Source organism: Vibrio sp. TRT 1302 (assembly GCF_050113875.1).
Lineage (GTDB): Bacteria > Pseudomonadota > Gammaproteobacteria > Enterobacterales > Vibrionaceae > Vibrio.
Genome location: NZ_JBNJOF010000022.1, coordinates 1 through 19066, shown reverse-complemented (window position 1 = coordinate 19066; position 19066 = coordinate 1). Strand labels below are relative to the sequence as shown.

Genomic DNA, 19066 nt, shown 5'->3' with positions numbered 1-19066 from the left:
GAGTCACCACTAGTAAGAGAAAAAGCAAATCCCCGCAGTAGAGATACTAGCGGGGATTTTTTCGGCATTACTCAATCGAAGTAAACCTCGATTGAGTACTACAACACCGCAATTACATCAGAAGGTGTATTGGGAGCAACCGCATCGCCGTAATGGAATTTGATTACGGTTCTACGTTTGGCCATTTTCCCTTCTGTTATCGCCGCATCGATTATGCGTTTCGGCAAGCGAAAACGCATGGCGTAGCCTTTACCTTGATGTTCGCTGTAACTGTCTAGCGCCAGCAACTGAAATAGCCTTTCGAGTGTGTCCTTGGGCTCTTCCTGATAGAGCGAAATTGCTTCACCACTTTGTTCCGTTTCATAGCTTGGGTGCTCTGAAGGATCCCATGATGATTGCTTTCGCCGTTTATCGTCCGCTGTTACCTTTCGTTCTGCGTTGCTCTTGGTCAATGCAATCGTAGGAGCAACAGGTTCGCGAACTTTGTTGTCGCGTGCCGCTTGTTCCGTTTGCACATTAACCGATGGGGCGATGAGTGGAACACTTACGTTCGTAGGTGATACGAGCATATTTTATCTCCTCACGCCCAACCTAGAGAGTTGTTACTCCGTTCGGTTAGTCTATTTATCGACCAGTTTAGTCAGATGTTTAGCGACGTTTACAATTTGTTGCACAAACCCTATTTTTTTATGTCTTGAGAAACAAAAAGCAGCACTTGCTGGCAGAAGTTATCCAACTCCGTCATAAAAGGGGCGTGAGAGGATTCAGAAAAGACATATTGGTCGCTGTGTGGCATTAAGCGTTCCACGTCACTGGCGACTTTGATTGGAACTAATCCATCAAGCCGCCCATATAGGCGAAGAACGGGAATGGTCAGTCGTTCTAGTTCCGCTCGATAGTCAATGTCCGCTAGGAGTTTGAGTCCAGCCAGCAGCGCTTCTGGGTTGGGGGTCGGGCGCGATAACACGGCTTTTTTAAGCTGCTTTACGTCTTGTCTTGCAGATGGACTCCCCATTGCCTGCAATGCCATAAATCGCTCAATCGTAAGTTGAAAATCCTCGACCAACTGCTCAGTAAAGGCGCTAAGAACGTTTGGCTGAATACCTCGCCAAGGACGCTCAGCGGCAAATTTCGGTGAGCTTGCGACCGTGATCAGTTTGGTGATTCGTAGGGGATGGTTTAGCGCAATATGTGTTGCTAGGAGACCACCTAGTGACCAGCCGATCCAAGTCGCTTGTTGTGGAGCGCTAGCAAGCACTTGCTGGGCAAGATCGTCCATGTTGATGAAGCTGGAGTGATGGCTATGGCCAAACCCTGGTAGGTCAACGACGTGCACGCGATAATGTTTGCTGAGTTCAGTCACGGTTTGTTGCCAAACTGCGCCATTCATTCCCCAGCCATGAATGAGGACGATATCTGCTCCTTCCCCACAACTGTGCCAATATAAAGCTTCGGTTTTGCTCTCAGTCTCTGCCACTTTTTCCATCCCTAAAATCCTTACTCTATCGCCACAATTAGAATGTCATCGTTGTTTGGAGTTGGGGTATGTTAGCGCAAAGGGTACGAAAATACATCGCGGACCTGTTACCTGTGTATTGTGATATCTGCTCGCTTGAAGTGGACTCGACGACAGAGATTAAAGGTGTCTGTCGGCATTGCAGCCAATATTTTGCGCCTTTACCACGTTGTCTGCGTTGTGGCTTGCCTATGGTTACCGAGGCGTTAGCTTGTGGTGAGTGCCTCAAGCGCCCACCCATTTGGCAACGAGTCTATTGTGTCGGAGATTACCAGTTTCCCCTATCCAATTACGTTTATCGCTATAAGTACCGTGGGCAATTTTGGTTGAGTGGTCAATTGTCTTCTATGCTGGCGGCAAGAATTGAACAACCAGCACAGCTAGTGACCAGTGTGCCGATGCACTGGCAGCGATATTGGGTGCGTGGTTACAACCAAAGTGATTTGTTGGCGCAGGCGATAGCACGCAAACTCAATGTATCTTATCAGCCTCTTTTTAGGCGATTAAGAGCAACACCACCGCAAGCAGGACTAAGTAGAGTTGAACGAAAAGAGAACTTACTCAATGCATTTGCTTTGCAAGGTCAACAAGTCCTCACGCAACATGTGGCAATTGTTGATGATGTTCTCACCACAGGTAGTACGGTGTATCATTTATGCAAACTACTGCTTGAAGCCGGAGTCAAAACCGTTGATATTTACTGCATCTGTCGGACTCCTGAACCCGCAAGTTAGCTGAATTTAACTAAAACGCTAGATCTCTCAGCTTTCAGGAGTAGAATGGTCAACTAATAGCCTACAAAATTACTCAGGTATTCGTCGTGTCAAATACAATTACTATTACTGAAACTGCCCAAAAACACTTTGCTAACCTATTGGAACAGCAACCTGACGGCACTAATATTCGTGTATTCGTTGTTAACCCTGGAACTCAGAATGCAGAGTGTGGTGTTTCTTACTGTCCACCTGAAGCCGTTGAAGCTACGGATACTGAGCTAGCTTTTGACGCTTTCTCTGCTTATGTTGATGAGCTAAGTCTTCCATTTCTAGAAGATGCAGAGATCGATTTTGTCACCGACAAAATGGGCTCACAACTTACACTTAAAGCGCCTAATGCTAAAATGCGCAAAGTCTCTGATGATGCACCGCTCGTTGAGCGTGTCGAGTATGTCATTCAGACGCAAGTGAACCCACAGCTTGCTGGCCACGGCGGTCACGTAAATCTTGTTGAGATCACCGAAGATGGTATTGCAATTGTTGCGTTTGGCGGTGGGTGTAATGGTTGTTCAATGGTTGACGTAACACTTAAAGAAGGCATCGAGAAAGAACTGCTACAACAGTTTGAAGGTGAATTGTCTGCCGTACGTGATGCAACGGAACACGATCGTGGTGAGCATTCTTACTACTAATTACGTTATTTTAACCGAATGAAATACATAGGGTTGGCCGTTGCGCTGACCCTTTTTTTTTGTTTTCAAAGCGGACTAATTTCTCATATATTAAGAACTTCAATTTTTGCTTAGGAGCAAGCTTGTGGCTAAAAGGACTCCACCAGAAATTCTGGCCAAGAATACGGTCGCGCAATCACGATTGTTTGCAATTGAAGCGTTAGATCTCCGCTTTAGTAATGGTGAAACGCGCACTTATGAACGAATGAAACCTAGTGGTCGCAATGCTGTGATGATGGTACCTGTGACGGCGCAAGGGGATATTTTACTTGTTCGTGAGTATGCCGCAGGAACGGAACGTTATGAGCTTGGCTTTCCGAAAGGACTGATTGATGCTGGCGAATCACCGCAAGAAGCGGCGGTGCGTGAATTGAAAGAAGAAATAGGTTTTGGTGCTCACAAACTTACTCCTTTAAAAGAGGTGGTGCTTGCCCCATCCTATTTCTCCAGCAAAATGACCCTATTCATTGCAGAGGATCTATACTCAGAGCAATTGGAAGGTGATGAACCTGAACCGTTAGAAGTGGTTCGTTGGCCTTTAGCACAAGCTGAAGAGTTGCTAACGCACCTCGATTTTAGTGAAGCGCGGAGTATTACTGCGTTGTTGCTGGCTCTACAAAGACTAAAACCATAATCAACGCCTCCTCAATCTAGATGATAGGGAGGCAGATACGTAGAGCGCTAAGGATTTTTTATGCCAATAACAGAAGACTATTCGCATCATTTACCTGCAGTGATAGAGATTGCTCGTTCAGCAGGGCAATTGATTCTCGATATTTATGAGAAAAAAGAGTACGAAGAGTACACCAAGAGTGACGAGACGCCTGTGACCAGTGCAGATATCGCCGCACATAAGCTGATTGTAGAGAAACTGTCTGAGCTTACTCCTGATATCCCAGTTTTATCAGAAGAGGCGGCGGACATTAGTCTGGAGAAGCGTTCACAGTGGAACTGTTATTGGTTAGTGGATCCACTCGATGGTACACAAGAGTTTATTGCCCGTAGTGGAGACTTTGCGACCATTATTGCGCTGGTGGAGAACCATAAGCCCGTTATGGGCGTGGTTTATGGCCCTGTCTCAGGTGTCACTTATTACGCTTATCACGGCAAAGGTGCATGGAAGATCCCAGATCTTAGCGAAAGTGTGCGTATTAAGGCACATCAACATGACGGGAAGGCGAGTCCAATTGCGATCGCGATTAGTCGCCGTCAGGATATTAACCGTATTACCAATCGAATGAGCAGTAGTTGGAACTATGATTTGATTCCTCTTGGCTCAGCAGCGCTTAAAGCATGTTTAGTTGCTGAAGGGGCTGTGGATTGTTATTTGCGTCTAGGTCCGACGGGTGAATGGGATACAGCGGCAACTCAGTGTATTGTTGAGGAAGCGGGGGGAAGAATTTTAAGTACGCTCCTTGAACCCTTGTCATACAACGAACGAGATACATTAGAGAACCCGAATTTTATCGTGCTAGGTGATGAGAGCCTACCGTGGGATGAGATTTTGCAGGTTAAGGATTGAGAGCGTTTTGAGAGCGGACTTCGTTCCGCGAGATGCTAGAACGCTTCGTGCCAAGAACGGGCTTTGCTCTGCGTGCACTTCTCGCATCTCGCTATGCTTTCGAGTACACATCCCTCTCTCCTAACCAGCGATCTATGATTGCGGCGGCATTGTCGGGATAGTTGTCATGAATATGCCGTGCGATACGCTGAACTTCGGGGATTAAGCGTTGATCTCGTACCAAATCGGCAATTTTGAAATCTGCCATTCCTGTCTGTTTGGTTCCGAGTAACTCGCCTGGGCCACGTATTTCCAGATCTTTTTGTGCAATCACAAAACCATCGTTGCTTTCTCTAAGCACGCCTAAGCGTTTTTGAGCAGTTTTCGATAGTGGTGAGTGATAGAGCAGAACACAGTGGCTTGCGACGCTACCACGTCCAACACGGCCTCTTAGCTGGTGAAGTTGGGCCAAACCTAGACGTTCTGGGTTTTCGATAATCATTAAGCTTGAGTTTGGCACATCTACACCAACTTCAATGACAGTGGTTGCCACTAACAGATGGAGCTTATTGTCTTTAAAGTCCTGCATCACAGCTTGTTTTTCTGCAGGCTTCATTCGTCCATGTACCAAGCCAATTTTTACGTCAGGTAGTTTTCGTTGTAGCTCTTCGGCGGTGTCCGCGGCCGCTTGTGCTTCAAGGACCTCAGATTCATCAATCAGGGTACAGACCCAGTATGCTTGTTTACCTTCATTGAGGCAGGCGTTTCGTACACGATTAACGATGTCATCGCGTTTAGTATCAGGTATCGCAACGGTCTGAATCGGCGTTCTACCTGGAGGCAGTTCATCGATGACTGATGTCTCTAGATCCGCATAAGCGGTCATGGCTAAAGTGCGTGGAATAGGTGTAGCCGTCATAATCAACTGGTGTGGATAGGCGCCTTGTTTGGCGCCTTTTTCACGTAGTTCAAGCCTCTGATGAACACCAAAACGGTGTTGCTCATCAATAATCACAAGCGCTAAGTGATCAAATGCCACATGTTCTTGAAACAGAGCATGGGTACCCACGACCATTTGTGCTTCTCCACTGGCGATCTTAGCCAGTTCGGTTTCTTTGGCTTTGCCTTTTAGTTTTCCTGCTAGCCAACCGACTTTTATGCCCATCGGTTCCAACCAGTTGGCAAAATTGAGAGCGTGTTGCTCCGCGAGCAGTTCCGTTGGTGCCATTAGCGCAACCTGATAACCATGCTCAAGTGCGCGTAGTGCGGCAAGGGCAGCAACTAAAGTCTTACCAGACCCAACATCTCCCTGTACCAAGCGCATCATTGGGTGTGCTTTTTCTAAGTCCTGCTCTATTTCTTGTACGACACGCGTCTGGGCGTTCGTGGGTGAAAAAGGCAGTTGTTCAAGCAATTGCTGTTTGAGCTTATTGCTGGCAGGTAAAGGAAGTGCTGCATCCTGCTGTCCTTTGCTACGCACGGATAGCATAGAGAGATTCTGTGCCAATAACTCTTCCATAATGAGGCGAATTTGTGCAGGGTGTTTGCCTTGGTCAAACTGCTCCAGATCGATACTTGGAGGAGGTCGATGAATAGTGTGAAGCGCTTGAGCTAGCGTTGTTTGATGGTCATAGAGTCCGCTAGGAAGCAGTTCTTGAACGGCGCTTTTATCGAGTAGCTCTAACGCCTGATCCGTTAGGTTACGTAGTGTGATTTGTCTGAGACCATCTGTAGTCGGGTAAACAGGGGTCAGTGTTTGCTCAACTTCAGCCGTTTGATTGGGTGCATAGAATTTGTAGTCTGGGTGAACAATCTCTAGACCGTAACCTCCACGTTTAATTTCTCCATAGGCGTGAACCATCTTGCCTTGGCTAAAGTTGTTCTTCATCGCCGCAGTGAAATTAAAGAAGCGCAGGGTGATCGTGCCGTTTCCATCACTGATTTTGACCGTTAACATTTTCCGTTTCCCAAACAGTGTATCAACACTCATCACGGTTCCTTGCACTGCTGCCCATAGGCCTGCATGCAATTTAACGATGGGATAGATTCGGGTGCGATCTTCATAACGCAAAGGTAAATGAAAAAGCAGATCTTGGACGGAATTGAGTCCTACTTTAGCAAGCTTTTCTGCGACTTTAGCACCGACGCCAGTCAGTGAAGTCAGGGGAATGGCAGATAAGAGTTGGGACATAACTAAGCTCGCTAAGTTATTCAATCAGTTAGTAGGGCTATCAGCATCAATAGTTAACCATTGGACTGTGTTTTTGTACAGGAAAAAATAGTATCCCCTTTGGCGAGAACGCTTCGCCTCTCGCTACTTCTTCTGCATTTCCTTCCACCACTCTTCATCTGCGACAATTTGCCCTTGGTCATCAAGAGGCGGGTAAGGCAATTTCTTTCGTTTGGCTACTTTCGCGAGCACAGGGTGGCCGCGCTCAAATAACAGGCGGTTGATGGTTTCTTCAGGAACGGAACTGATTTCATTGTCATACATACCCGCTGCTTGGCGTTGACGTTGTGCTTCATAGAGAATGACGGCACTAGCGACAGATACGTTGAGTGACTGAACCATACCAACCATAGGGATGATGATGTCTTGGTCGGCCATTTCCTTAGCTTGCTCAGAAGCGCCTACTTTCTCACTGCCCAGAATGATGGCAGTTGGCTTGGTGTAATCAATGTCACGGAAGTCGACCGCTGTTTCGGACAGATTGGTAACCAGAACCTGCATTCCTTGAGATTTAAGTTCACCGATTGCTTGTTCGATTGAATCATGAGTTTCGACATCTACCCAGTTACGAGCACCTGCTGAAGTGTGGCTAAGTGTTCGCATTTTGTTTGGCCAGACAGCATGAATCTTATGAATGCCAGTTGCATCTGCGGTCCGAATAATCGCTGAGACGTTATTGGGCTTATGGACTTCTTCAAGGCACAGAGTCAGATCAGACTGACGAGCTTTAAGTACTTGTTGGATTCGGTTGTAGCGTTCTAAATTCATAATCTTATACAAAACAAAAGCCCTTGAAACGGTGATTTCAAGGGCAGTGGTTAATCAAATCGGAGTCTTAGTTCTTACGTCGACGAACTTTAAGCGTCTGCGGCATCGCTTTTATCTTACGCATGATTCCTGCAAGATGGACGCGATCTTTGGTCGTGAGCAATACCGTGACGGTATACAAGCGACCATCTCGTTCTTCGGTCGATAGACCATGAATGTTCGAGCCGGTCTTAGAGATAACGTTAGTCAGCTCTGCCAATGCGCCTTGACGATTTTGTACGTCTACCGTCACTTCCGTAATGAACTCTTTATCGTAATCTTTCGACCACTCAACAGCCATGTACTTGTCAGGCTCTTTTTGATATCCACGTACGTTAGGACACATTTCACGGTGAACCACGAGGCCGCGACCAGGTGATACGTGAGCAATAATGTGATCATCTGGGATCGGGTGACAACAGTTGGCAAAGGTGAGCAAGATGCCTTCAGCTCCACGGATTGGCAGCTTTTTCTTGTTACCATTATTGCCATTGTCAACTTCAGTCAGTTCATCGGCATCACCTAGTAGTCGACGGGCAATAACGATACTCATCAGTTCACCCAGACCAATATCAGCAAGCAAATCTTCAATCGTTGCGATTTTTAGGTCACCGAGCACATGAGCGATGTTCTCTTCGCTTACATCCGATAGAGAGCGTTCACCAAGAGCGTGGTTTAGTAGACGACGACCAAGCGTAATCGACTCTTCACGGCGCATGGTTTTGAGAACCTGACGAATCTTAGTTCTTGCGCGAGAAGTTACTACATAGTTTAGCCATGCAGCATTCGGACGAGCACCTGGAGCGCTAATGATTTCAATCGTCTGACCGTTTTTCAGAGATTTACTAAGCGGGTATGGATTACGATCGACACGTGCACCAACACAGGTATTACCCACGTCAGTGTGTACAGCGTAAGCAAAGTCTACCGCAGTTGCGCCGACAGGAAGTTCGACAATACGGCCTTTTGGCGTAAAGACGTAAATCTCGTCAGGGAAAAGGTCTGATTTTACGTTTTCGATAAATTCGAAAGAGTTACCGGCACTTTGCTGGAGTTCTAATAGGCTTTGCATCCATCGTTGTGCTTTGACCTGTGCGGTTGTGCCAGTTCGCTCACCATTGCCTTTGTAAGACCAGTGCGCAGCGACACCTTTATCAGCCATTTGATCCATATCTTCAGTACGGATCTGCACTTCCACGGGAACCCCATGAGGGCCAACCATTGATGTGTGAATGGATTGATAGCCATTAGCCTTTGGCACAGCGATGTAGTCTTTCATACGTCCTGGACGAGGCTTGTAAAGGCTATGCACTTGACCTAGCACTCGGTAGCAAGTGTCTGCATCTTCAACGACCACACGAAACGCGTAAATATCCATAATGGTATGGAAGCGCTGCTCTTTGGTCTTCATCTTGTTGTAGATCGAGAAGAGGTTCTTCTCACGACCAAAAACGCGTGCATGCAGACCCACTTCTTCGAGGCGACCTTCAATCTCGTCATGAATACGCTGAATCATCTCTTTACGGTTACCGCGCGCTGACTTTACTACCTCTTTTAATACGCGATAGCGATTTGGGTAGAGCGCTTCAAAGCCTAGTTCTTCGAGTTCGGTTTTGATGTTGTGGATACCAAGGCGATGCGCCAGAGGAGAGTAGATTTCTAGAGTTTCACGAGCGATGCGGCGTTTTTTGTCTGGGCGAAGTGCGCCCAAAGTGCGCATATTGTGTGTGCGGTCAGCGAGTTTGATTAGAATAACGCGAATGTCTTGCACCATGGCAAGTACCATCTTGCGGAAGTTTTCAGCCTGAGCTTCCTTGCGATCGCGAAACTTGAGCTTATCAAGCTTAGAAACGCCATCCACGAGCTCCGCAACCGTAGTACCAAATTGAGACTCTAACTCTTCTTTGGTGACTTCAGTGTCTTCAATGACATCATGTAGTAGAGCGGCTTGTAGGGTCTCGATGTCTAGGCGCATTTCAGCCAGAATACGAGCAACAGCAACAGGGTGGATGATATATGGTTCACCGCTAGAGCGGGTTTGCCCTTCATGGGCGTCTTTCGCTACCACATAAGATTGACGCAGAGCCTCAATTTGAGGCTCTGTTAGGTATTCTTGGGCAACGTCTTTGAGGCTATCAAATAGATACAAATTTTAGGCCCGGAAGATAGTTGTTATAGAGAAGCGTTAATTAACGGCTGTGAGCGATGCTGCTAACAGCTGCTAGTTCAGCGGCTTCTTGCTCTTGCTGCTCTTGACGCTCGCGTGCATCAAGGATCTCTTTAGTGATAAGACCTTCTTCGATCTCGCGCAGAGCGATAACCGTTTGCTTATCATTCTCTTCTGGCACTAGTGAATCTTTGCCACCAGTTTGCATTTGACGAGCGCGGCGTGCCGCAATTAGAACTAGGTCGAAACGGTTGCCTACTTTTTCAACAGCGTCTTGAACAGTTACGCGTGCCATGAGAACTCCAAATTAGTTAACTTAAATTTTGAATGACGAGAAATTATACAGGGTGTAAGTTCCTAGTGTCTAGGACTTACTCCGCTAAAAGAGCATCCAGCATGCCTTTATATTTATCAGCTTGCTTGTCTTGCTTCAATCTTTCTGCGCGAATGATGGCCTTAAAATCCATTAGTGCGTTGTCGAAATCGTCATTAACGATCACGTAGTCGTACTCACTATAATGTGAAATTTCAGACTTCGCTTCTGCCATACGCTTCGCAATCACAGCATCGCTGTCTTGACCACGCGCGTTAAGGCGACGCTCTAATTCACCATTTGATGGTGGGAGGATAAATAGGCTTTTTGCCAATGGCATTTGTTCACGGATCTGACGAGCACCTTGCCAGTCAATATCTAGAAAAACATCGATGCCTTTTTTTAGGTTGTCTTCAATCCAAACGCGAGAGGTGCCGTAGTAGTTACCGAATACTTCTGCATATTCTAGAAACTCACCTTTTTCAATCAGTTCTTCAAAGAGCTCTTTTTGCACAAAGTGATAGTGGACACCATCTTGCTCACCTGGACGCATACCTCGAGTGGTATGTGATACCGACACTTTCATCGCGTAGGTTGGGTTGGTTTCTAGCATGGCCGAAATCAGACTAGATTTTCCCGCACCGCTTGGTGCGGATACGATATAGAGAGTGCCTTTACCCATAGGGACGATTCCATATTTGGTTTGATGACCGTCAGTATCTAATTACTGACATATTAAAGATAGCACTGACCCATTAAAACACCGAAGTGGTTAAATTTAGGCCAGAAAAATGGAGGCGAAGAGTAGCACAATCTGGTCATTAGAAACAAGTAGCAGACCTTAATACAGCCCTTATAAACCCCAAGGCTTCATGCTCGTTTTAGGCTTTTGGATATATTGATTTTTGGCTTAAGTATGGCGTTAATCTGGGTTGTTAGAAATCGACTAAAGGATGAACACGATCAGGCACAATTTATTAACCGTCGTGATAAACTGCTTGTTACTTAGTGCCTTATTGTGGAAAGAGGTTATGCCTTCCAATCTACCTAAATCTTTCAGTAAACCATTTCTCAAGAGTTTTCATGTTTTAGAAGCTGTCCTCTTGATTGCGATAACGTTAGCGACCTTGTTTGCGATGGTGGAAGAGTTTGTTCATGTCTTTACTGAGAAACGTGTTTTACTGACAGACATTCTACTGATGTTCATCTATCTAGAAGTACTGGCTATGGTGAAACAGTTCGTGATGAACGGTAAGATCCCTGTACGCTATCCTATATACATCGCTATGATGGCAATAGCTCGTTACATCACATTAGGTATGAAGGAACTTGATGCGACTCTAGTTGTTTGGCTTTCTATTGCTGCATTTATTCTAGCTGCTGCCACTTTAGTGATTCGAGTTGGTCATCACTATTGGCCTTATGTTGATCACACGACTGAAGAGAAGGATGAGTAGACACTCATTTCGGCTAACGATATAAAGCCCCTGTGATAAAGGGGCTTTATATTTTATGCTCAATGGTAAATTAACCTGTTATTAAATGTTTTTCTCTAAATTAATTTATTAATATTTAATTGTTTACTAAAGATTAATATAATTTAAAGTAAGTAGAAATTACATTAATTGGTTGTTTCTTACATATCCCATAGATAACTGCTGACTTTAATTATTTCTCAAATAAATAATATTAAAAACTACATTTCTTATTCTTTTAAATGAATGGTAGTTAATATGAATGTTATATGTTTGAGTGTAGTCTCTTCACTTTCACTAATATTGTTAGGGTGTGGTGGTGATAGTGGTGTCACTGAAAAGAGCGTGGATGACAGTAAAGTTAGCGGTTCATCATCTGTCCCTATTGAAGTTCCTGATAAAGAAATTGACGTATCCATTGTCGACGGTTCAATCATCCCAGATATTCCAGATGTTCCAGATGTTCCAGATGTTCCAGAACAAAGTTACGTGAATTTTATCACCCCTTGGATTAACAACCCGTCTAAGGAATACCTAAGTGAAAACTATGTAACATATAACCCAGTAACCTCTGTTACTGAGATTAATGGAAACATTATCTATACAATAAACTTCGAAAAAAGTGATAGTAGCGGCAATAAGACCTTTGGATTTGATGATGTGACGTTTGAAGTGATTGGACCGAATGATTATTTCATCGTTAATAATACTCCCGACAAGATTTTAAAATTATTAGTAAGTACAAACAACTATAATACGCCGGTATTAATCACTTTAAATAGCATGCTTTCGCCATTTAGTCGTACTAGAGTTTCATTCCAAGAAAATCTTGAGAATATCCGATTAGTAAATACGATGGGTATGTTCTTACCTGAAATTACTTTGAATGGTGATTTCTCTGCACAAGAAGGAAGCCAGTGCGGTGATACTTGCTTTAGTAAGCCAACTGAGCAACAAGCAGAAGTGTACGGGATCTTGACGAGTAATTTGCATAAGGCAATGAACCACAAAAGATTTCTGAACGAAATGTTAGATTTCTACGGTGAAGAGTGGTGTGTTCCAAATTATTCTGGCTGTAACTCTGATATGGCTAATATTTTCTATATGAGGCTGGGAGCCAGAGGTCACAAACTTGGCCTGAGTGTACTTTCGGGACCGTATTCCGTTGATGGAACAGGCTCGGGAACCATTCCTTCTCTGGTTGATGTAACTGCTGAAAGCTCTGGAACAGCAGCAATCTGGAGAAACTATATCACTGAAGGAGCGACAAATTCGAGACCGTTTGCTAGTCGAACGCAAGAGGCTTTGTTTCGTGAAGTTGCGCATGGGTATGGATTTATTGATGCGTTTGGAATGACTGAAAACGGTTTTTCAGTGCGTTATGGATCAGAGGTTATTGAAAGTGACCAATACTTTACCAATCAGGAAATGACCAGTGCGAGTGAGTTAAAACCGTCCTCTATTGTTCCAGTGCTCGTCGATGCTGGTGATAAATATATTAAATATCGATTGCTAAAGCTTGAGGAAGAGGATGACATCTCAGCGGTGTACTCTCGGGTTATTACTCAGGAGAGACTATCTCGACGAGATCGATTCATTGTTGAAAATAATGAATTATTTTATGAACTTGAACTTAGTGATTTTCCTCAACAAGCCATCGTAATCCAGTTTTTTGATAATGTGACAAACAGGCTATTTACTACACGGGAGTTTGCAAACTTTTATAAGCAAGAAGGGATAAACGTAGCCGGCAATCCTCTAACGTACTTTGAATTACCAAGATCTGCTATTGAAGGTGAAATGTACGGTAGCATCAATAGTATTTGTAATAATTATATCTCAGGGAGCTCAGGAGCAACTAAGGAACAATATCAATCACTCTGGAGTGCGAGTGATTTCAACCCCCTTATTCTAAATAGCACCTATTATGCTTCTTCAAATTTGATTGCGTTAACGGACATTCCTATATTGAATATGCACTATAGGATCAATATGAAAAACACCACTTCGTTCACGATGACTTTACCAAAGAATACATCGGATATTTTTGATGTCGATGATGGCGTTTTATGTGTTAAATAGATCTTATTAGACCCTCTGTGAGGGTCTTTTTTTTGTTTGGATATGAACTTCAGATTTTAGTTGTCTGTTTTTTATCCTGATTTATTTAAAAAGGAATTAACCTACAATAAATTAGTCTGTTCCTTTCAAGTGTTCAGCCGTAGTTTTTAGAATTCACGAGTACCATAGCGCCACTATTATTAATTCTGTAATTTATTGGTACTAATTGTATGGCAATGAAATATAGTCATATGTTTTTTCTAGGTTTGCTACTGGTGAGTGGGTGTAGTGAAGATAGTGAGTTTTCCGCTGCTGAATCTGACGAAAAGGATTCAATTCCTGAATTGGTCTATCCAGAAGTTATCGATCCTGATGACACTCGTATTCCTGAGACATCCCTAGTCAGCTTTTCGTCTCCTTGGATTGCTAATAGTGGCCAGACCTACCTTAGTGAAAATACGATCACTTATAGCCCAACAGAGTCCGTTGTTCAGATAGATGTGAATGTTGTTTATACCGAATCGTTCGAGAGGCGTAATGCTCAAGGTGAGAAAACGTACGGCTTTGATGATATTACTTTTGAACGTTTAGGGCTGAATGAATATTTTATCGTCAACAATACTCCCGATAAGATCACTACGCTTCTGGTCCGAGTTTCAGGTAGTCATGATCCAACTGCTTTTGTAATGGATACGGAATTGTCTCCCTTTAGTCGCAGTAAGGTTGTATTTCAGCAAAATATCGATGAGATAAGGCTGATTAATACCAATGGTATGTATTTGCCGCAGATAACTATGACAGGCAGTCTTTCTGCTCAAGAAGGGTTGCAGTGTACTTCTGTATGCTACAGCAGCCCCGATGCTCAGCAAGCAGGAGTGTATGAAATTCTTTCCAGCAATGTTCATAAGACAATGAATAATAAATACTTTCTTCCTGAAATGTATCAATATTATCGCGATGTTTGGTGTGCAAGTTCGAATAGAAATTGCAACCCATTGGTTGCCAATTTCAATTACATGAGACTAGGGGTAAAAGGCCATAATTTAGACTTGAAGGTGCTTTCCGGACCATATTCTAATGAGGGTGTCGGTGGAGGGAGTGGTCCTGCATTGACTGAAATGAGAACAAACAGTGGTGGCTGGCTTTCGATTTGGAGGCCTTATATTACCGAGGGAAACTCTGAAGCGCGACCTTATGATGGTCGGACTCAAAAAACTTTTTTCCATGAAGGTGCACATGGATATGGGTTTAATCATGATTCAGGAATGACTTACGGCATCGCAAACTTCTATGGTTTACAATTTTTAGATAAGTATTTTTCGTCTGAAGATATTGAAGGAGTTAGCGAACTCAAACCATCGTCTATCGTTCCAGTATTGATTGAAAGCAACAATAAGTATTTGAAGTATAAGTTGTTAAAGTTGGAAGACGGTGATGATATTCAAACAGTGTTTTCAAGAGTACTTTCACCACAAAGAATTGCAAGGAGAGATAGATTTGTCGTTGAAAATGGCACTCTGTTTTATGAACTGGAGTTTGAACAATATCCTACCCAAGCCGTTGTTATTCAGTTTTATGACGACGTGACGAGTCGAGTGTCGAAAACTCGAGAAATTGCAAATTTTTATCAACCTGATGAGATCACTGTAAGTGGCAGTTCACTTAAGTTTTTCGAGTTACCACCAATCGCTCTTCAAGGTAGAATTTATAGTGATGTAAATAGAGTTTGTAGAAAGTTTCTTCCTGGAACTGTTGGGGCTACGGAAGGTCAGTACCGAGGGCTATGGAGCTCTAATGACTATGATAGTAGCCGTTTGGTTGGTCACTTTTTTATTTCCAGCAATATGTCGCAAACTGATCGTCGCTGGAAAATCAATATGAAGGACACTGCCAGTTACAGCAGATCGAGTTTGTCGCGATATGCAAATTTTGGTGATCAAGACAGTGTGTTGTGTGTGAAGTGATTCGTTGAATTAAAAAGGCCCTAAAACAAGGGCCTTAAAGATACGGATTGAGATCTGTCGATATTACTCAATATTCTGGATCTGTTCGTCGAGCAATAAGTTTTATTACTTAAAAATCATAAACTTAGTGGTTTTGTATTGTCTGATTTAGAATTTTACTACCCAATATACTACCCAGTTGGTTTAAGTTGCTATGTTTCTTACGTTGACAATAGTTCTGTTTTTGATGAAATAATCTTCACTCAGTCACTCTAAGTTGTGACAGTATCCTGTAGTTCAACTATCGATTACTATGTCGCCAGAATATTAGTGATAATGATGTTCATTTGCATGTGTTCTGTTTGACTAATCGAAGCACCAAGCTGTCAGAGTGAGTTATATTTGTATACTGAGGTACTACACATAGTGTCATGTAATTCTGCCGTAAACAACTGTGCCTTTGTTTTAGGTGTTGCTACACCAGAGCATCTAGAGCAGAGCTCGATAGGCGTGAGCTTTAACCACCTCCTCCACCTTTGGCTTTCTTACTAAGTTCAAAAGTCTCACTTTAAGAGTGTATATTTTATTTTGATACCAGAAGAAGCCTTCCTTACCATGTAGATAATAATCTGGCTTTTTGGCAGTTAAGTTTTCCTCTGTGTCATCATAGATGCTTTCTTGAGCGGCAATGCTTTTTATGAAGTTGTCATAATCTTGTTCAGGGGCAGTCTGAATCTTAGGTGTACCTGCTTCTGGCTCTTCTTTTGGTATTGTTTTCCCTTTTCTAAATAGAGACGTAAATTTCAGTACAAATGTGCTGGTAGGTTCAATAAAACAAGGAAGAGTCACCTTGTCGATATCTGCCCGTCTTTGGTGAAAAACGATTAATCCCATTTCTTCGAGTGATTTGATACTGACGGTTATCTTACGGCTGTTAGTTCCAAGTCTAGTGGCCAGCATTTTTATCCCCATTGGGATTCCGCCTAGTTTCTCATCATAATTTTTTGCTAGCAACATACACAAACAAATGAGAGTAGCTTTTGGCTGTTGCCTGATGCTCTTTTCTTCGAAATAACGATAGATGTTTTGATACTCAACGAATTCATCAGCTATGGGTTTATTTCGAAATCTTGATTCGCTTAACGGACTGAATGGCATCAGGTAAGCGTCATCAAAAGGGGTGAACCCCGGCCATATTGACTTTAGTTGTTCCCAGTTTTTTATTCCCAAATAACGTGTGGGAGAGTGACGATTTTTATCAATAACTAGCGTCTTTGAATACCCTCCTGAAAGCAAAATATAACTATCTTGCCTATCAAACGGGTTGATGAAATTGTGGAGCTGGTAGGTTGTATCTGTTATCTGATTTGGGGTCATAGTGATCTACTTATTGGTAGCTGTTTTTAGCTGATTATTTATGTTCATAAAGTGTAGTCCGATTGATCTATCTAAATAAATTATTTATTGGATTGTCACTTTTTATGTGAGTGAACTCCAGAAGTAAAAATGCATGAGCCGTGATTTTTGATAAAAAATGAAGGTTAGCTGGTTGGATTTAGCCGATGTGAAGGCTCAGTAATCACCTAAAAACAGAGTGGGAGTGAATCGAGGGGGATCGGTAATTAATAATATATATACCTCTCCATCTACTCATCTAATCCCACACCTCAACCAACGACCTCATCACTCGATATCTTGGTAGGGGATGGGTTCCCCTACCCAAAGAGAGACTTAGAAAATAACGTCACTATCAGTACCTATGTCATTAACAAAACATAGGTCTCTATCATGTCTAAAAATCTAACCATCACACACGAATCCACTTTCAACGGAAACAAGATATACATCGACAAGGAGGGGTTGATCATTGAATACCTAGAAGGGATAGAGTCAGTCCTTGAGAAAGCTCTAGAGCAATATGCGAGAGTTTTTATCGTTCGAGTGGACCTTAACTTACCAACAGACTTTAGAGGGGATGATTCAGCAGTGATGACTCGTTTCTTCCGCTCTTTAAAATCTCAGGTAGCGGCATATCGAAGACGTAGTGCTCGCCTAAATCGCAAACTCTATCGAGAGACCACTATTCGTTATGTGTGGGCTAAAGAATGTGATACCTCAACGAGCAGTCATTACCACGTTGCACTTATCTTTGACCGGAACATATTTCGCTCTCTGGGGGATTTTGGAGAGTATCAGCAAAGTTTGGCTAACCGTATTCGTAATGCATGGAAGCGTTCAGTGGAAGCCATGTACTCAGGTAAAGAGAAACCAGCTATCCATTTCTCCAAACAAGGCCAGTATCACTTGCTACGTAACTCTGAGGAGTTTGAGGAGGTGTTTCAATCTGTCTTTTATCGACTGAGCTATCTAGCGAAACGAAGAACGAAGCATTTTGGAAAGCGTATGAATAATTTCGGTCATAGTCATAAGTAGCTTAAAAATTACGTTGGAAACAGTTCCTGTGGGAATCACAACAAACCACAGGAACCAATCATGACTCATCAACTTAACGTTACTCATAGTCGTTCAGATGCTCTTAACCACCACACCATCACTTATGACCGAACCTTTAATGGAAAGCCACTCTACTACCACAAGGATGGTCTCGTTCTCGAATACCTAGAGGAGATAGACCGAGTGCTGACTGAAGCACTAAACCAATACCCAAGAATCTTTGCTGTTCACATCAACCTAAATCTACCGAGTGACTTTGAGGGAGATTACCTAGCGGTGTTTGCCCATTTCTTTCGTATTTTAGCATCGGAGACTAATGAGCTCTGTAGAGACAAATACACCGACAGAACTTATCAATACCAGCAAATGGTCATTCGCTATATCTGGGCGAAGGCCAGTGAATCCACCAGCCAGCATCATCATCTTATCTTGCTCTTTGATAGGGATCTCTTTCAAAACTTCGGCACTGGACGAGAGGGTTGGGGGCGTTTTCTCTACAAAAAAGTGAGGAAGACATGGGATAGGGTGGTTGAAGCTTATTACAGCCAACCATGCTCTGGATTAGCCTACTCTCCTACGAATGAAGGTTTTGAGCTGTTGTCTGACGCTGAAGTGTTCCCGTTACAGTTAAACGAGTTCTTCTATCGAATCAGTCGTCTCGCGAAGCCCATTGCCAACCGGAACGATCACTTCAACAAGAGCTTTGGTTGCAGTCACGACTCACCTAAAAAATACAGCGCGAGTAATGCCTATGTCATTCACACACAAAAAGGCATTACTCATGGCGAATAGAACCTACCTCCCAAGCATTACCCTTGATAGAACTTTTGAAGATTACCCGCTGTATTACAGCGACAAGGGGTTATACGAATCAGCACTGACCTCGATGGTCGATGTCTTTGAACAGGCACTCAGTCAGTTTGACATCGCTCTTGCTACACGTTTGGACTTGTTTTTGCCAGAAGACCATCAAGATACCGACCTGAGTATCCTCAACGATTACTTTAAGCTGCTTAAAGAAAAACTTAATACGGAGTCTCTGTTTTATGTATGGCGTAAGCGGGAAGACAAGGTTCCATCCCACAACTATCGCGTGATGCTGTTTAGTGACTATAGCCAGCACTTTGGTCCCGCTATTTGTTGGGACAAGCG

Annotated in this window: 18 protein-coding genes; 10 read left to right on the top strand and 8 right to left on the bottom strand. The window is 43.5% G+C overall.

All coding sequences use genetic code 11. The annotated features are described in order from the left end of the window. Positions 1-98: 98 nt before the first annotated feature. Together ACQEXP_RS18300 and bioH are read right to left on the bottom strand one after the other, a co-directional pair. Positions 99-569 carry an ATP-dependent Lon protease gene (locus tag ACQEXP_RS18300; protein WP_269376986.1) on the bottom strand — a complete coding sequence of 157 codons (471 nt, stop codon included), beginning with the start codon at positions 567-569 and terminating at the stop codon, positions 99-101. Positions 570-679: 110 nt separating this feature from the next. Continuing rightward, positions 680-1486, bottom strand: coding sequence for a pimeloyl-ACP methyl ester esterase BioH (gene bioH, locus ACQEXP_RS18295; RefSeq protein WP_426971161.1), 807 nt, complete (start codon positions 1484-1486; stop codon positions 680-682). A gap of 59 nt (positions 1487-1545) precedes the next feature. Between bioH and ACQEXP_RS18290 the strand changes: the two genes are divergently transcribed. From ACQEXP_RS18290 to cysQ, 4 genes are all read left to right on the top strand, one after another. Then, positions 1546-2250: a ComF family protein gene (locus tag ACQEXP_RS18290; protein WP_426971160.1), complete on the top strand. Its 705-nt coding sequence runs from the start codon at positions 1546-1548 to the stop codon at positions 2248-2250. 86 nt (positions 2251-2336) lie between these two features. Next, positions 2337-2924, top strand: coding sequence for a Fe-S biogenesis protein NfuA (gene nfuA, locus ACQEXP_RS18285; protein ID WP_138972923.1), 588 nt, complete (start codon positions 2337-2339; stop codon positions 2922-2924). A gap of 124 nt (positions 2925-3048) precedes the next feature. Continuing rightward, on the top strand, positions 3049-3597 hold the full coding sequence (gene nudE / locus ACQEXP_RS18280) for an ADP compounds hydrolase NudE (RefSeq protein WP_269376989.1): 549 nt from the start codon (positions 3049-3051) through the stop codon (positions 3595-3597). A gap of 60 nt (positions 3598-3657) precedes the next feature. After that, positions 3658-4485 carry a 3'(2'),5'-bisphosphate nucleotidase CysQ gene (gene cysQ / locus ACQEXP_RS18275; RefSeq protein ID WP_426971159.1) on the top strand — a complete coding sequence of 276 codons (828 nt, stop codon included), beginning with the start codon at positions 3658-3660 and terminating at the stop codon, positions 4483-4485. A 91-nt stretch (positions 4486-4576) separates the two neighbouring features. On the opposite strand, the gene recG is transcribed toward cysQ, so the two are convergent. The 5 genes from recG to gmk all read right to left on the bottom strand — a co-directional run bounded on the left by recG (position 4577) and on the right by gmk (position 10663). Beyond that, positions 4577-6655: an ATP-dependent DNA helicase RecG gene (recG, locus tag ACQEXP_RS18270; RefSeq protein WP_426971158.1), complete on the bottom strand. Its 2079-nt coding sequence runs from the start codon at positions 6653-6655 to the stop codon at positions 4577-4579. 123 nt (positions 6656-6778) lie between these two features. After that, complete coding sequence (gene trmH, locus ACQEXP_RS18265) at positions 6779-7462, bottom strand: tRNA (guanosine(18)-2'-O)-methyltransferase TrmH (protein ID WP_426971157.1); 684 nt, start codon at positions 7460-7462, stop codon at positions 6779-6781. 67 nt (positions 7463-7529) lie between these two features. After that, entirely contained in the window at positions 7530-9650 is a 2121-nt protein-coding gene (gene spoT / locus ACQEXP_RS18260) for a bifunctional GTP diphosphokinase/guanosine-3',5'-bis pyrophosphate 3'-pyrophosphohydrolase (RefSeq protein WP_269376993.1), read from the bottom strand. 40 nt (positions 9651-9690) lie between these two features. Beyond that, positions 9691-9963: a DNA-directed RNA polymerase subunit omega gene (rpoZ, locus tag ACQEXP_RS18255; protein ID WP_004410883.1), complete on the bottom strand. Its 273-nt coding sequence runs from the start codon at positions 9961-9963 to the stop codon at positions 9691-9693. A gap of 76 nt (positions 9964-10039) precedes the next feature. After that, the gene (gene gmk, locus ACQEXP_RS18250) at positions 10040-10663 is read right to left on the bottom strand and encodes a guanylate kinase (RefSeq protein ID WP_138972929.1); all 624 of its coding nucleotides are present in this window, start codon (positions 10661-10663) and stop codon (positions 10040-10042) included. Positions 10664-11012: 349 nt separating this feature from the next. Here gmk and ACQEXP_RS18245 point away from each other — a divergent pair, with 349 nt between their 5' ends. From ACQEXP_RS18245 to ACQEXP_RS18235, 3 genes are all read left to right on the top strand, one after another. Beyond that, positions 11013-11438: a phosphate-starvation-inducible PsiE family protein gene (locus ACQEXP_RS18245; protein ID WP_331427694.1), complete on the top strand. Its 426-nt coding sequence runs from the start codon at positions 11013-11015 to the stop codon at positions 11436-11438. A 276-nt stretch (positions 11439-11714) separates the two neighbouring features. Further along, positions 11715-13538, top strand: coding sequence for a hypothetical protein (locus tag ACQEXP_RS18240; RefSeq protein WP_426971156.1), 1824 nt, complete (start codon positions 11715-11717; stop codon positions 13536-13538). 209 nt (positions 13539-13747) lie between these two features. Continuing rightward, positions 13748-15481: a hypothetical protein gene (locus ACQEXP_RS18235; protein ID WP_426971155.1), complete on the top strand. Its 1734-nt coding sequence runs from the start codon at positions 13748-13750 to the stop codon at positions 15479-15481. Between the two features lie 468 nt (positions 15482-15949). Here ACQEXP_RS18235 and ACQEXP_RS18230 read toward each other — a convergent pair whose 3' ends face one another. After that, a complete protein-coding gene (locus tag ACQEXP_RS18230; RefSeq protein ID WP_002030544.1) occupies positions 15950-16837 on the bottom strand; it encodes a hypothetical protein in 888 nt (295 codons plus the stop codon). 411 nt (positions 16838-17248) lie between these two features. On the opposite strand from ACQEXP_RS18230, the gene ACQEXP_RS18225 reads away from it, so the two are divergent. The 3 genes from ACQEXP_RS18225 to ACQEXP_RS18215 all read left to right on the top strand — a co-directional run. Then, positions 17249-17893: an inovirus Gp2 family protein gene (locus tag ACQEXP_RS18225; protein WP_426971154.1), complete on the top strand. Its 645-nt coding sequence runs from the start codon at positions 17249-17251 to the stop codon at positions 17891-17893. Between the two features lie 60 nt (positions 17894-17953). Next, a complete protein-coding gene (locus tag ACQEXP_RS18220) occupies positions 17954-18706 on the top strand; it encodes an inovirus Gp2 family protein (RefSeq protein ID WP_426971153.1) in 753 nt (250 codons plus the stop codon). Then, a partial coding sequence (locus ACQEXP_RS18215) for a YagK/YfjJ domain-containing protein (RefSeq protein WP_426971152.1) occupies positions 18696-19066 on the top strand: 371 nt, incomplete at its 3' end. The genes ACQEXP_RS18220 and ACQEXP_RS18215, both read left to right, overlap by 11 nt.

What these genes read in the sequence shown, in the direction of transcription:
- ACQEXP_RS18300 (WP_269376986.1), bottom strand. Translation starts at nt 569, where the DNA reads ATGCTCGTATCACCTACGAACGTAAGTGTTCCACTCATCGCCCCATCG.
- bioH (WP_426971161.1), bottom strand. Translation starts at nt 1,486, where the DNA reads ATGGAAAAAGTGGCAGAGACTGAGAGCAAAACCGAAGCTTTATATTGG.
- ACQEXP_RS18290 (WP_426971160.1), top strand. Translation starts at nt 1,546, where the DNA reads ATGTTAGCGCAAAGGGTACGAAAATACATCGCGGACCTGTTACCTGTG.
- cysQ (WP_426971159.1), top strand. Translation starts at nt 3,658, where the DNA reads ATGCCAATAACAGAAGACTATTCGCATCATTTACCTGCAGTGATAGAG.
- recG (WP_426971158.1), bottom strand. Translation starts at nt 6,655, where the DNA reads ATGTCCCAACTCTTATCTGCCATTCCCCTGACTTCACTGACTGGCGTC.
- trmH (WP_426971157.1), bottom strand. Translation starts at nt 7,462, where the DNA reads ATGAATTTAGAACGCTACAACCGAATCCAACAAGTACTTAAAGCTCGT.
- rpoZ (WP_004410883.1), bottom strand. Translation starts at nt 9,963, where the DNA reads ATGGCACGCGTAACTGTTCAAGACGCTGTTGAAAAAGTAGGCAACCGT.
- gmk (WP_138972929.1), bottom strand. Translation starts at nt 10,663, where the DNA reads ATGGGTAAAGGCACTCTCTATATCGTATCCGCACCAAGCGGTGCGGGA.
- ACQEXP_RS18245 (WP_331427694.1), top strand. Translation starts at nt 11,013, where the DNA reads ATGCCTTCCAATCTACCTAAATCTTTCAGTAAACCATTTCTCAAGAGT.
- ACQEXP_RS18240 (WP_426971156.1), top strand. Translation starts at nt 11,715, where the DNA reads ATGAATGTTATATGTTTGAGTGTAGTCTCTTCACTTTCACTAATATTG.
- ACQEXP_RS18235 (WP_426971155.1), top strand. Translation starts at nt 13,748, where the DNA reads ATGGCAATGAAATATAGTCATATGTTTTTTCTAGGTTTGCTACTGGTG.
- ACQEXP_RS18230 (WP_002030544.1), bottom strand. Translation starts at nt 16,837, where the DNA reads ATGACCCCAAATCAGATAACAGATACAACCTACCAGCTCCACAATTTC.
- ACQEXP_RS18225 (WP_426971154.1), top strand. Translation starts at nt 17,249, where the DNA reads ATGTCTAAAAATCTAACCATCACACACGAATCCACTTTCAACGGAAAC.
- ACQEXP_RS18220 (WP_426971153.1), top strand. Translation starts at nt 17,954, where the DNA reads ATGACTCATCAACTTAACGTTACTCATAGTCGTTCAGATGCTCTTAAC.